The sequence below is a fragment of the Nocardia sp. XZ_19_231 genome, assembly GCF_015355705.1.
GTDB lineage: Bacteria > Actinomycetota > Actinomycetes > Mycobacteriales > Mycobacteriaceae > Nocardia > Nocardia salmonicida.
The window spans coordinates 74328-87357 of sequence record NZ_JACUZI010000010.1 but is presented as its reverse complement, the minus strand read 5'-3'; the positions used below and the strand labels follow the sequence as shown (position 1 = coordinate 87357).

Here is a 13030-nt window from a genome sequence, read left to right as displayed (position 1 = left end):
TGTGGCGCAACGGCTGTGAAGATTGCGAATTCCAACCTGTCGGTTCGCTTTTCGGGGAAACGCACTATTGCGTTCCGGTGGTGAAAAGGGGATGCTTTAGCTACTGATCAGCTCGCTCGATTCATCGGACATTAACAGCGAATTGGGGAGACCGACTCATGGCTGTGCAAGTGATCGGCCGATCGTTGATGACCAGCGACCAGACCGACCATCAAGCGAAAAGTGTGGGCAGTGGCGGATGGGTTGTCTCATTCCTGCCGGGCCGCACACTCACGATCGAGCAGGCGACTGCCGCTATCCAGGCCGCTGAGGCGGTCGCGATGGTCGGTGCGCTGGCCGATCAGGTCGGCCTGACCACGTTGGAGACCGTAGGCCTGGCGATTCAGGAATCGCCGTGGGTCAGGGTGTTGCCCGAGCCGATGCGGAGGTCGCGGCGCTTGAGCTGGCTGGCGTGATCACGCTTTGGTGGCCACCACGACCAAGTTGCTGACCAGTAGCTCTCGGATCACCGGAACTCGGACGAGCCACCAGGCCCAGCGCGGGTGATAACGCGGAAAAATAGTCCGCACATCAGCTGATGTCGTTGCCGCCCAGCGCAACCCATCCGCTGCCGTCACGGTGAACAGTGATCGGCCGAACCTGTTCTTCGGTTCGTGTCCGTGCTTGCGCCGGTATCGACGGGCCGCGTACTCGCCACCGAGGTAGTGCCAGAGGCCGGTTTCGTGACCACCGAAAGGCCCGTGCCACACCGTGTACGAGTACACGATGAGGCCGCCGGGCTTGGTCACCCGCACCATCTCGTCGGCCATCAGCCACGGCTGCGGCACGTGCTCGGCGACGTTGGAGGAGAAGCAGACGTCGAAGGCGTTGTCGCGGAACGGCAATGCCATCCCCGATCCGCGCACCGAACCCGACACCCGAAGCCCGGCCGCGTGCATCTCCGACGGGTCCGGCTCCACCGAGACGTAGCGTGCGCCAATCGCGGTGAACTCGTCGGCGAAGTACCCGGGGCCACCGCCGACGTCGAGGATCACGGTGCCGGTGAGGTCGCGGCCGGTGATGTCGGCGTAGAAGTCGCTGATCAGCTCAGCGCTGTCGGTGGCGATGCCGCCGTAGAAGCGGGCGGGGTCGGACTGCTCGAAGCGGAAGCTGGTGAGCAGGCGCAGCGAGCGGCGCAGGGTGGCCCGGCGCGCGAACCTGGATCGGTCACGTCGCGCGACGGGCTGCTCGGTTCTCGGCATGGTGGCGGTCGACACGGGCTGGAGTTTATGGGCAGACCCTTCGGTCGCGGCTGGTGGTGGGTGGGTTGGGTCTGTGGGCTCGGTTCGGGCGGTGTGAACGGTCTCGGTTCGGGGGGTGTGAACGGGGTGGGGTTTGGCGTGGTTGAGTGGGTGCGGGCGGTGAGGGTTTGGGGTGGATCGCGCGGTCTGGGCGGGCACTGTCGATCCGTCCGTGTTACGCAGAGCACACCAGCTAGTGTGGGGTCCGACGTTTGTCTTCCTCCGAACCGAATGCGAGCCCCGACCGTGCGTGAAGTCCTCCTACTCTGCTGGCGTGACACCGGGCACCCACAGGGTGGCGGTAGCGAGCGGTATCTGGAGCAGGTCGGCGCGCAGCTAGCCGCGCGCGGCATCAAGGTCACCCTGCGTACGGCCGGGTATCCGGGCGCTCCCAAGCGCGAGCGGATCGACGGGATCGACATCAGTCGCGCGGGCGGGCGCTTCACCGTCTACCCCCGCGCGCTGGCCGCTATCGTGGCTGGTCGGCTCGGTTTCGGCCCGCTGCGCGGCGTGCGCCCCGACGTCGTGATCGACACCCAGAACGGCATCCCCTTCTTCGCCACAGCCACGGGCGTGCCCTCGGTGGTGCTGGTGCATCACGGGCACCGTGAGCAGTGGCCCGTCGCCGGTCGCCTGGTCGGGCGGATCGGCTGGTGGATCGAATCCACGCTGTCCCCGCGCGTGCACCGCGACAACCAGTACCTCACCGTGTCGCTACCCTCCGCCGAGGAGCTGTCGGTGCTCGGTGTGGACCGTGAGCGCATCGCCGTGGTCCGCAACGGTGCCGAACCGGTCCCCGCCGAGGTCGTTCCCGGCGCCGATGACACCCGCGCCACCCACCCGCGCATCGCGGTGCTGTCGCGCCTGGTCCCGCACAAGCAGATCGAAGACGCCCTCACCGCCGTCGCCCACCTGCGCGAACGCTTCCCCGACGTGCACCTCGACGTCATCGGCGACGGCTGGTGGGCCCCCAACCTGCGCGCCTGCGCCGACGACCTCGGCATCGCCGACGCCGTCACCTTCCACGGCCACGTCGACGAACGCCGCAAGCACGAGATCCTCTCGACCGCCTGGGTGCACGTGATGCCCTCGCGCAAGGAAGGCTGGGGCCTGGCCGTCATCGAAGCCGCCCAGCACGGCGTTCCCACCATCGGCTACCGCAGCTCCCGCGGCCTCACCGACTCGATCGTCGACGGCGTCACCGGCCTGCTCGTCGACGACGCCCCCGCGCTCGCCTCGGCCGCCGCCGACCTCCTCGCCGATCCCGAGATCAGACTGGTCATGGGCGAAAAAGCCCGATCCCGCGCCAACGAGTTCTCCTGGGAGCAGACCGGCGCCGGGGTCCACACGGTTCTCGCCGCCGCGGCCTGCGGAGAACGGGTCTCCGGGTTGGTCGCGTCGCGCGACTGAGCGCGACGATCCTCAGCAGTGCTAAGGGACGCTCCGGCTCGCCGGACGACGCTCCAGCGGTGCGCGGTAGGGGCGTAGCGCGGCGCCGATCAGTCCTGCGAGCAGGAGTCCGGCCCAGAGAAGGTGGGCTGCGGCGGAGATTCTGCGTTGGGCTGTGGTGGCGGTGTCGAGGGAGGTGGGGGAGGGGACTCGGTAGAGGGAGAGGTCGGAGTCCTGGTATTCGAGTTCGGCTGTGGCGAGGGTGTTCTCGGAGGCGCCGAGGGGGCCGGGGGTGGTGCGTTCGATGAGGATCCAGCCGACGCCGAGGGCTGCCAGGTCGGTGGCCGGAGCGCCGCGGAGCAGTGCTTCCTCGACTGTGCGGGCGCGGTTGCCTTCGCCGGTGACCGCGTAGCCGCGGACGCGGAGTTCGCCGGTTTGTAGGACGTCGTGGGGGAGGATCCGAGGGGCGGGGTCGAGTACGGGAGCTGTTCCGCTGTAAGAGAATCGGCGGAACATTCCCCCGGGGAGTACAGCTATATCACCGGGGGCATCGATATGGTCGATGACCTGCTGCCAGCCCGCGGGGTAGTGGACGGGACGCATCGCGCCGCCGACTCCCCAGGCCAGATCGGCCAGAGGGAGGGTGATGAGAAGAATGAAAAGCGTTGCAGTGGAACGTATTCCGAAATCGGAGACCGACTCGGTGTCTGCCGCATCGGGATCGCTCTCCGGCTGCCCATCTGTCAGCAGTCGGCGGCTCGCCGCCGCGACGGTTCGACACGCGGCCGCGGCGCACAGCGCGTACGCGGGCATCGCCAAGGCGACGTACTTCTGCGTGTCCCGCAGCAGCCCGGCGCCCGGGACATGCACCATCAGCCATTCCCCGGCCGCCATCCCCCAACTGGTCGCGCCGAGGGCGGGCAGCACGATCGCCACCGCCGCGATCACCAGCAGTGCCCGTCCGTCCCGGCCGAGCGCCCACACCGCCCGAGCTCCGAGGGCGACGATGCCGAGCAGCAAGAGCGTGCCGAGCAAGGCGAGCGGAGTCGTGCGGCTCGCCGGTACCGCCTCGCCGTTCCAGATCCCACCGAGCCCGGCGAGGCTGCCGAGCGTGCCGAGCCACGGTTCGGCACGGGCCGCGAACGCCGAGACCCCGGCCGGGTCCGACGGCTCGGCCCCCGATCCGAGCGCGGTCGCGGTCAGCCAGGGCACGCAGGTGACGACCCAGACAACAGTTGCGGGGAGAAAGGCCCGCCGCCCGATCAGCGCGAGCCCGATGACAGCGGCCAGCAACGAACCGGTCGGCGTCAACCCGGCCGCGGCGAAACTCGCGGTCAGCGAAGCCCACGCCCCGATCGAGCCCATGTGGCCGAAGCGTCGGGTCGCGCTGGATTCTGTTGCGCCCGTTGCTGTTCTGATGCGCGCGGCGGCCAGCGCGGTCCACGGGAGGGCGGCGTATCCGGCGAGCAGGCTCCAGTGACCCTGGAGAAGTCGTTCGGCGACATACGGATTCCACAACGCGAGCGTCGCGGCGACCAATTGTGCTCCGGTAGAAGCGGAGACGAATCGTCGGGCGAGTACCGCCGCGCCGTATCCGGCCGACCACAGCGCGACGATCAGGATCGCCTTCACGAGAATCCCGCCGTCGATGACGGGCGAGAGCACCGCGAGCAAGGCATCTTGCGGAACGGCGCGGGGTGCGGCGGCGCCCAAGCCGAGTGCCGAATCGGTGAGGTACGAGCGCGGGGTACTCACCGCGTCCCGCAGCAGCAGATAGCCTGATCCGGCCAATGGTCCGACGATGATCATCGTGAGCAGAGCGCAGTATCCGGCCACCAAGGCCCTTGCACGCCCACTACTCATCACGTCCACGCACCTTACGTCCCGTCGCGCGTTGCCGTGGCCGGGGTCGTATCGGCGCTGTTCGGGGCGGAATCGCTCGAGGTGAGTCCGCTCGGACTCACATTTTCGGGGTAGGCGTGATGGCGAACACAGGCAGGTGCGACGATGAGGCGTGTCCTCAGTCCGCCGCCCTCCCGTTGTCGCCGACCTGACGTGGGTGACGGCTGGCGCGATGACCGCCAACGTCGCCGGCTACCTGCTGCAACTGATGGCGGCGAGCTGGTTGGGGGTCGAGGGATACAGCGAGTTCGCGAGCCTGCTCGCGGTGCAATTGTTGTGCGCGGTTCCCGCCCTGGCCATGCAGAACGTGGTCGCGCGAGAGGTGGTGCGCGGGGCGTCGCTGCGGGCGGTGCGGGCGATGATGTGGCGGTGCGCGGCGTTGGTCGCCGTGGTCGCCGTGGTGCTGATTCCGGTGGTGGCCGGCGTGCTGAACGTAGGAGTGTGGGCCGCGGCCGCTGCGCTCGGTGCGGCACCCGCGTTGGTGATCCTCTCCGGTGAACAGGGAATCCTGCAGGGCGGCAACCACTTCCGCGCGCTCGCGACGGTGCTCGCGATGGCGGGTACGGCCAGGGTGGCGCCCGCGCTGCTCGCGCTCGCGCTGGGCGGCGGTGCTGCCGGTGCGCTGTGGGCGGGTGCGGCGGGCATCGTCGGCGCGGCGTTCGTCGCCGGTCGAATCGCTCGTTCGACGACCGCGGCGGCGGATCTGTCGACCGATGGCAGCAGCGGCGGCGGAGACAGCCGAGAATCAGCGGCCGTCGGCGTCGTGCCGGTGTTGCGTGCTGTCCAGGTGCAGGCGGCGCTGATGGCACTGTCCTCGGTCGACCTGATCGTGGTCCGCATCGTCCTCGACGAGGTCGACGCGAGCCGCTATTCGCTGGGCACCATCGCCACCAAGATCGCGTTCTGGCTGCCGCAAGCAGTCGGCGTCGTGCTGTATCCCCGCATGGCCCGGCCCACCCAGTCGGCCCGTGCGATCCGCGAAGCGCTCTCGGTGTTATCGGCGATCGGCGTGGTCGCGGTGATAGGCGCCGCGCTGGCCGCCCCCCTTGCCCCCCTGTTCGCCGGTGCCGATTACGCCCCCATTCAGGGCCTGCTGTGGCTGTTCGCCCTGCACGGCGCGATCCTGGCGGTATTACAGGGCGCTCTGCTCTCGGCGATCGCCGTCGAACGCACCGCCCTGGCCGCCGTCACCTGGATCGGCCTGGCCATCGAGATAACCCTGATGCTCGCCTTCGCCCGCACCATCGAATCCCTGATCGGCACCGCCGTCTCCGTAGCCGCCGTCACCACCACGATCGTCGCCGTCGTGGTCCTGCGAGCCGCCCGCACCACACCCGAGGTCCCGGAACTCCCCGAAGTGCCCCTCTCCGGCGCGGCGCGCCCCGATTTGGACTGACAGCGCCCCAAAAACAACGGCCCCGGTCAATGACCGGGGCCGTCGAACAGCGTCAGAACTCAGGGACGCTTGTCGGTATTGATCTGCTCGGTGGGCGTGTCATAGTCCCCCCGAGGGAACTGCGTGGTCGGCGCGTCGTCGCCGTCCCACCGAGTGGCCCCACGGTCATCGGGCGCCGCAGTAGGCGCAGGCGTCGGGCGCGTCCCACGAGGACTCGCATGAGCCGGAGTGCCACCACCGCGCAGCCCGAGGAACAACCCCGCCAGCAACGCCAACACACCGAGCACGCCGAACACGATCGGCACCACACGGCCGAACAGCGACAGCTTGTCGGTGTTCTCCTTGGCGATGGCGATCTGCGACTCGACGGTCGCCTCGTCGAACACCAGGTGCGACTTCAGCGCGGTGACCTCGGGCTTGTCCCCGGACCGCGCGTAGTACAGGTGGATCGACTCCCCACCCTTGATCACGGTGCCGGTCTCCGGCTCGACCCACAGGTCACGCACGTTGGTGTAGTAGCGCGTCATGGTGACGGGGGTGTCGCCACCCTCGACGCCCCACTTGGAGGCGGGCAGGGTGAGCCGGTTGGTCGGCGACTGTACGACGTCCCAGGTGCTGGTGACCGGCGCGGTCATCTGGAAGTGGTACACCTTCATGTTGTTGATCTCGGTCTCTTCGATGAAGTTCGCGTCGAAGGACTCGCGCACATTGATGTCGAAGTACGGGTAGGTCTTCTTCTCGGTGCCGATCGGGAAGCGGTAGCCGATGCCGGTGTGCTGCACCGGCTCCATGACGCTGCCTTCCTTGTCCACGGTCACCGCGATCGACCCGTTGGGGTCGGTCTCCACCGGCATGCCGGTGGTACGCGAGATGGTGACGCGGTCGATGGCGGCGGTGAGCAGGCCGGTGTCGCCCTGCACGTCGGTGCGCCGCAGCGTCTGACCTGCCTGCAGCGTCATATCGTCGGCGTCGGAGGGCTCCTCGACGGTGACGAAACGCTGGGAGACCAGCGGCACATCCTTGTTCACCACGGCGGCACCCTCACCGGAGGTCAACGACTTGGAGTCGAGGACGAGACTTTCCTCGCCCTTCTGATTCTCCGCGATCGTGGTGATCTCGAGATCGAGTGGAGTCTTGGCGACTTTGCTCACCGTGTAGGTGGGGATCATCAGCGCGGCGACGAGTAATGCCGCGCCCAGACCCACGAGCACACAGGCGACCGTTCTTCTGGTACCGGCACTCAGTGCCATGCAAACTCTCCTCGTCGTTCGAACACGGATGGCCCGGTGGTCTGGTATTGCACCACAGGCACGCGTGAGCCCCGACACTAACAGCCCGGACTCCGAAGGTGCGGCGCTGTGCCGTGGAAATCGCCGACACGGCAGACTGGACTGCGATGACGACAGCCACCGCCCCCGTTTCGCCCCCGCGCGCCTTCATTCCCGCCCTCGAAGGAATGCGCGGGATGGCGGCGCTCGGTGTGTTGGTCACCCACGTCGCTTTCCAGACCGGAACGAGTGGGATAAAGGTCCTCGGCCCGCTGCTGGAACGCTTCGATATGGCGGTCGCGGTGTTCTTCGCGCTGTCGGGTTTCCTGCTGTGGCGCCCGCACGCGGCGGCCGCGCACGGTCACGGCCGGGCGCCGAAGACCTCCCGCTACCTGTTGCACCGGGTGGCCAGGGTCATGCCCGCGTACTGGGTCGTTGTGGTGTTCGTGTTGCTGTTGCTGCCCGGCGCGGCGCATTCGGCGAACCTGCGGGTGTGGTTGTCGAATCTGTTTCTGTTGCAGGTGTTCGTGCCGTTGACGTTGACCGATGGGCTCACGCAGATGTGGAGCCTGTCGGTGGAGATGGCCTTCTACCTGGTGTTGCCGCTGTTGGCCTGGCTGGTCGTGCGCCTGCGCGGCCCCGCGGCCCGGTGGCGGGTGCCGGTGCTGTGCGGGCTGATCGCGGTGTGTCTGACCTGGAATCTGTGGCCGGTCCCGACGCCGGACGCGATCCACTCCGACAACTGGCTGCCCGCCTACCTGCCGTGGTTCGCGGCGGGCATGCTCCTGGCGGAACTGATTCACCTCGCGAAACCCGATGTCCGATGGGCCCGAATCCTGTCGAGTCAGGCCTTGATGTGGGCGGTCGCACTCGCGGCGTTCCTGCTCTCGGCGACCGAGTACGGCGGCCCGGCCGGTCTGGAACGCGCGCAGCCGTGGCAGTACGCGATGAAGATGGTGCTGGGCACGATCCTCGGCTTCTGCCTGCTCGCGCCCCTGGTACTGCGCCGGTCCGGCGCACCCCACCGCTGGCTGGAATCACGAACGGCTTCGATCTTCGGCCGCTGGTCCTACGGCATTTTCCTGTGGCATCTAGTGGTGCTCACCGTGGTCTTCCCCGTGTTCGGCATCATGCCTTTCCACGGCCACTTCCTCTACGTGCTCATCCTGACCACCGCGCTCACCCTCCCGCTGGCCGCGGCAAGTTTCGCCCTGATCGAAGAGCCCGCGCGCCGCTGGGCCGCCCGCTGGGACAAGCGGACCGCGTCCGCGCGCGTCGAACCCGGGGCGGAATCGGTCGAGACCTCGGCGGTGCGCTGACTCGCGGTCAGCGACGGCGTGGGAGTGCCGCCACCCCGACGGCGACGACCGCGACAATCGCCGGTGCCTGGGCCCACAGCGAGCCGCCCATGTATTCGGTGCCGGAGCGCCAGGTCCCGGTCGACAGCGCCGCCGCGGAGATCAGCGTCCCGAGGCCCGCGAGCCAGGGCAGTGTCCGAGCCGTCACCGCCGGCCGGAAGTAGTTGCAGCCCAACGCGATCAGCGTGAATCCCGCACCGAACGGTCCGGAGATGACAGCGATCACGCCGGTCAGCCCGATCGCCGCGAGCCAGCCGACACCCCAGGTGCCCGGTGCCGGATCGACGTCGGGAACCGCACGTCGACGCGGAATCACAAGCAGCACAAGGGGAATCAGCAACAGCAGTCCGCCGAAGATCGCCAGCCGATACCAGCGGTCGGCCGGGAACGACACCGTGATCTCGCCGCTGGTTCCAGGCGGAACGAGCCAGGCCTGCTGCCAACCGTCGACAACGATGGGCGACAGTTCGCGCCCGTCCTCGGTGTGCGCCTGCCAGCCGACATTGGTACTCAGCGGCAGAACCAGCAGCTGAGTACCCGAAGCCGGATCCGGGACATCGGCGGGCGCCGCCGGCGTGGGTTCGGCGGGGTCTTCCGGTGCGGTCTCGGTGGGTACGGCATCGGTCGAGGTCTCGGCTTTGCCGGGGTAGGGGTCGGTGCGCGGCAGGCGTAGTCGGTCGACGGTGAACAGTTCGGTGGGTGCGACGGTGAGGTCGGGGTGGCCGGGCAGGAGTTCGATGTCGGCCGCGTCCTCCGGGCACGGCTGGGCGGAAACCGGTGCACCTGAGCGGAGTTCGTCGGCGGTGGCGGTGATCGTCGTGTGGACGGCGCGTCCTCCGATGGCGATCACCGGTCCCACATCGCAGCCGATGGTGACGAGTCGGTCGCCGGGCGCGTGCGCGGGGTACTCGGGGCCGAGCACTTCGACTTCGGCCAGCCCCGTGGGCTGGGTGAGGACGAAGCCGAGCGCGGTGCGGTCGAGAACCTCGTTCCAGCTCTGGATGGTGATCTCGACGCGATCGGTTTCGGTGGGGTACAGCGAGATCCGGGCCGGTTCACCGTGTTCGCGTTCTGGCAGTTCGCGGATCTGCGGGCCGTTGCCCAGGTTCACCGCCACGGAGGTGGCGGTGGCGGGTAGCCCGCCGAGGGCGGTGGTGATGTCGAGCCCGGTCACCGTCGTCGGTTCCGGAAGTTCCAGTACCAGTGTGGGTCTGCCGCCTGCGAGCTCGCGCACGGTGGACTCCGGTGCGGTCCAGGTGGTCTTCGGGTCGCCATCGGTGGCGGCGAAGGCGGCGCCGCGCAGGTCGCCGACATCGGCTCGGCCGCGAGCCACCGGCCTGGCCGGGTCGGTGAGCAACCCCTCCAGCGCGGGACCGGGTCGTGTGCGCACGGTGAGGTCGGTGCCGACGGTGAGCGGCTCCGGCACCGAGAGGGTGCGGCCGAAGATGCCGGGTTCCTCGGCGGGCAAGCCGAGTCCCTTGCTGCAGTGCACGCGGTCGGGGCCGTCGAAACAGTTACCGCGACCGAGGAATTCCTGTCCGAGATCCCACCCGCTGACAATCGTTCCCGCGGCGACGTCGGGAAGCACGACCCGGTGCCGGATGTCGACGCGGACAGGGTCGTCCCGATTCGTATAGTCGTCGAGCGTGAGTTCGCTGATCCCGAATTGCCCACCACGGGTGCCGGTTTCGGTGCGAGCGGCCGAGATCATCACCCAGTCGGACTTGCCCGCGGGCAGTGCGACGGACACGGGTTCACCGGGTTCGGTGATCCGCGCCGAGACCGTGCCCCGCGCGGTGCGCACCTCGACCCATTTCACCGTATCGCCGAGCGCCGCCGCCGTGGTGGTGAAACGCAGCGATCCATTGGCGATCGGCTTGTCCAGATCGAGTCGAATCCATTGCCCGAGAGCGAATTCGGAACCATTGCTGATCCACGCGGTGCTCGGATCACCGTCCACGGCGGCCGCGGTGGAGCTACCGGGCGCCGCCCCGCCGATCTGGGTGGCGTCGGCGGCGGAGCTGGACGCGGTGACCTTCGCGCCCGACCACTCGCCCTGCACGAGTTCGGTGCCGTCGACCGGGTAGTCGGAGACCAGATTGTGGGTGCGCCGAGCGTCATCGGGAGCGCGCACCGCGGAGTTGTGATTGTCGACCCGGCCGAAGTCGGTCTCTCGATCCATCGGAGTGTCGGTCAGCAATACGGGCTGTGGAGGCAACCCGGCACGATGCGCGTCTGCTTCGAGAAGCACCGGCGCCGTGGGGTTCTCGCCGTCTCGACGCACACGCTCGAGAACCTCGGGACCGCCTCGGACGACGGGGATCGAATCCAGCGGGGTGGTGTACGCGCCGGGGAATCCGGGTGGCGCCCCGGTGCCGCTGCGCACGTCGACGGGCGTGCCGGGCGGCGGCACGTCGACCCGGTAGATCTCGACCGCCGGATAGGCGGGCAGCAGATCGTTGTCGACCACCAGTCCCGCATCCGCCGCGCGCGGCCCGATATTCGCGCCGAACGAGGTCACCTTGGTCAACCCCGGTGAGCCCTCGATCGCGCGGTGCGCCAGGATCGGCCGGGTGGAACGCGACGTCTCGGGGTCGAGGTCGTTGCGCAACACCAGGATTCCGATGCCCTGGTCGGCGAGGGTCGCGGCGAGACCGGTCGAGGGCCTGCCGTCGGCGATCAGCCGCTGCACCGAATCCATCGCGCGAATCGTGCCCGGCGGATTCAGCGGAACCGAATCACGCACGGCCCATGGGGTACTCGCCAAGGCTTGCAGCGGTTCGTCGCGGGTGAGTCCCCAGATCTGACTGCCGAACGGCGCACCGGGCACCACGAGCGCGCGGGTGTCGGCGGCATTGTCGGCCAGCCAGTCGGCGGTATCGGTCCAGTAGGCGGGCACCCGGTCGTAGGCGCCGCGCGGGGCGAGTCGACCGGTCCAGGCCAGTGAGGTCGCGAGGGTGAGCGCGGCCAGGACCAGCGCGGCGACCGCGACGAGCCGATCGCGCTCGGGATGGGCGAAAGAGCTGCGCCACACCGGCATCGGCACGGAGGCGGGCAGGGCGACGCGACCGAGCAGGTGTGCCAGCCCCACGACGAGTGGCAGCCGGATCAGCGGTTCGAGTTTGTGCACATTCCGCAGCGGCGCACCGCCGGAGTCGAGGAAGATCCGCACCGATTCGGCGAACGGCCCACCGAGCGTCCCGACATACCCGGCGCAGATCCCCGCCAGCCCCACGCACAGGATCAGCGCGAATCTGCCCCGAAACGGCATCGTCGACCGGGCGAGTCCGGCCATGCCCGCCGCCGCGAGCAGGCCGGTCGCCAGCACCGCGGCAGGCTGGGTCACCAGCACCGCACCGGCGATCCGCTCCGGCGAAACGAACGGCGTCCAACTATCGGTCCCGCGCAGCACCTCGCTCAGCGCAGCCCACTGTGTCGTCACCCCCGACGATTCGATGAAATCGAGGAACGGCGGACTCACCTTGCCGAGCAGCAGCAGCGGCACCACCCACCACAAAGTGGCAAGGACCAGCAGCGGAATCCACGCCCGCGTAAATCGCCACCACTGCCGATTCGGCCGATAGGAGGCCCACCACAGCGCCGCGGGCAGGAACGCCGCCACGGTCGCCACGGCATTGACCGATCCCATCAGCGCCAACGCCAACGCACTGCCCGCGGGAGAGAGCGGGCCGCCACGCCGTCGTTCGAGCGCCGTGCCGAGTGCCGCGGGCGCGAGCAGAACCCACGGCGCCAGCATCATGGGCAGGGTTTCCGAGGAGATCGAGCCGAGCGTGGTGAGCACTCGCGGCGACAACGCGAAGGCGATGCCCGCGATCACGCGTGACCCGCGCGAGCCGATGCCGAGCGTTTCGCACAGCTTGACGATGCCCCAGAACCCGGCGAGCAGCAGCAGTGCCCACCAGACGCGTTGGGTGACCCATGCGGGCAGGTGCAGCAGGTGCCCTGCGGAGAAGAACGCGCCGTGCGGGAAGAAGTAGCCGTAGGCCTGGTTCTGGACCTGGCCCATCGGGGCCTGGCTGCTCCACAGGTGCGACGCCCGCGCGAGGAAGCCGAGCGGGTTCTGCGCGAGGTCGTATTTGGTATCGGCGACGGTGAGGCCGGGCGCCTGCGCGAAGGTCAGTACGAAGGCGGCTACTACCGAGCCGACGAGCCAGCGCCAACCCAGTGGCGCCTTGTCCGCTTGCCCCGATGCGGGGCGCGACGCGCGGGCGTCAGCCTCAGCGGCTGCCGTATTCAGGTGCGTTGAGCAGCGAGGAGTCTTTGTCACCGCTGCGGTCGATCGAGGGCGCCGTGTTCTGCTGCACCGCCGCCGTGATGGCGAAGACGGCGATCGCGCTCAGCAAGGCGCCGCCGACCGCGCTGGCAACAGCCGGAACAGCAAACTTCATCGCGCACTCCAATACGCTCGGCGTCGGG

General features: G+C 68.8%; 9 protein-coding genes. 4 read left to right on the top strand and 5 right to left on the bottom strand.

Annotated features, from left to right (window positions below; translation table 11 throughout):
• Positions 1-158: 158 nt before the first annotated feature.
• The gene (locus IBJ82_RS30490; RefSeq protein WP_056823697.1) at positions 159-455 is read left to right on the top strand and encodes a hypothetical protein; all 297 of its coding nucleotides are present in this window, start codon (positions 159-161) and stop codon (positions 453-455) included.
• Here the strand turns inward: IBJ82_RS30490 and IBJ82_RS30485 are convergent, their stop codons facing one another.
• The gene (locus tag IBJ82_RS30485) at positions 456-1241 is read right to left on the bottom strand and encodes a class I SAM-dependent methyltransferase (RefSeq protein ID WP_194829526.1); all 786 of its coding nucleotides are present in this window, start codon (positions 1239-1241) and stop codon (positions 456-458) included. It abuts the gene before it with no gap.
• 285 nt (positions 1242-1526) lie between these two features.
• Here IBJ82_RS30485 and IBJ82_RS30480 point away from each other — a divergent pair, with 285 nt between their 5' ends.
• Positions 1527-2690: a glycosyltransferase family 4 protein gene (locus IBJ82_RS30480; RefSeq protein WP_194829441.1), complete on the top strand. Its 1164-nt coding sequence runs from the start codon at positions 1527-1529 to the stop codon at positions 2688-2690.
• A gap of 21 nt (positions 2691-2711) precedes the next feature.
• Here IBJ82_RS30480 and IBJ82_RS30475 read toward each other — a convergent pair whose 3' ends face one another.
• Entirely contained in the window at positions 2712-4532 is a 1821-nt protein-coding gene (locus tag IBJ82_RS30475) for a hypothetical protein (protein ID WP_194829440.1), read from the bottom strand.
• A gap of 211 nt (positions 4533-4743) precedes the next feature.
• On the opposite strand from IBJ82_RS30475, the gene IBJ82_RS30470 reads away from it, so the two are divergent.
• The gene (locus IBJ82_RS30470) at positions 4744-5967 is read left to right on the top strand and encodes a polysaccharide biosynthesis protein (RefSeq protein WP_228537901.1); all 1224 of its coding nucleotides are present in this window, start codon (positions 4744-4746) and stop codon (positions 5965-5967) included.
• Positions 5968-6026: 59 nt separating this feature from the next.
• On the opposite strand, the gene IBJ82_RS30465 is transcribed toward IBJ82_RS30470, so the two are convergent.
• A complete protein-coding gene (locus tag IBJ82_RS30465) occupies positions 6027-7217 on the bottom strand; it encodes a DUF3068 domain-containing protein (RefSeq protein ID WP_194829439.1) in 1191 nt (396 codons plus the stop codon).
• A 146-nt stretch (positions 7218-7363) separates the two neighbouring features.
• On the opposite strand from IBJ82_RS30465, the gene IBJ82_RS30460 reads away from it, so the two are divergent.
• Positions 7364-8554, top strand: coding sequence for an acyltransferase (locus IBJ82_RS30460; protein WP_194829438.1), 1191 nt, complete (start codon positions 7364-7366; stop codon positions 8552-8554).
• Positions 8555-8561: 7 nt separating this feature from the next.
• On the opposite strand, the gene IBJ82_RS30455 is transcribed toward IBJ82_RS30460, so the two are convergent.
• Positions 8562-12851, bottom strand: a complete 4290-nt coding sequence (locus IBJ82_RS30455; RefSeq protein ID WP_194829525.1) for an alpha-(1->3)-arabinofuranosyltransferase — start codon at positions 12849-12851, stop codon at positions 8562-8564.
• Positions 12832-13002, bottom strand: coding sequence for a DUF2613 domain-containing protein (locus IBJ82_RS30450; RefSeq protein ID WP_022566695.1), 171 nt, complete (start codon positions 13000-13002; stop codon positions 12832-12834). The genes IBJ82_RS30455 and IBJ82_RS30450 overlap by 20 nt, the downstream gene beginning before the upstream one ends.
• Positions 13003-13030 lie beyond the last annotated feature (28 nt).

What these genes read in the sequence shown, in the direction of transcription:
- IBJ82_RS30475 (WP_194829440.1), bottom strand. Translation starts at nt 4,532, where the DNA reads ATGAGTAGTGGGCGTGCAAGGGCCTTGGTGGCCGGATACTGCGCTCTG.
- IBJ82_RS30465 (WP_194829439.1), bottom strand. Translation starts at nt 7,217, where the DNA reads ATGGCACTGAGTGCCGGTACCAGAAGAACGGTCGCCTGTGTGCTCGTG.
- IBJ82_RS30470 (WP_228537901.1), top strand. Translation starts at nt 4,744, where the DNA reads ATGACCGCCAACGTCGCCGGCTACCTGCTGCAACTGATGGCGGCGAGC.
- IBJ82_RS30450 (WP_022566695.1), bottom strand. Translation starts at nt 13,002, where the DNA reads ATGAAGTTTGCTGTTCCGGCTGTTGCCAGCGCGGTCGGCGGCGCCTTG.
- IBJ82_RS30460 (WP_194829438.1), top strand. Translation starts at nt 7,364, where the DNA reads ATGACGACAGCCACCGCCCCCGTTTCGCCCCCGCGCGCCTTCATTCCC.
- IBJ82_RS30485 (WP_194829526.1), bottom strand. Translation starts at nt 1,241, where the DNA reads ATGCCGAGAACCGAGCAGCCCGTCGCGCGACGTGACCGATCCAGGTTC.
- IBJ82_RS30490 (WP_056823697.1), top strand. Translation starts at nt 159, where the DNA reads ATGGCTGTGCAAGTGATCGGCCGATCGTTGATGACCAGCGACCAGACC.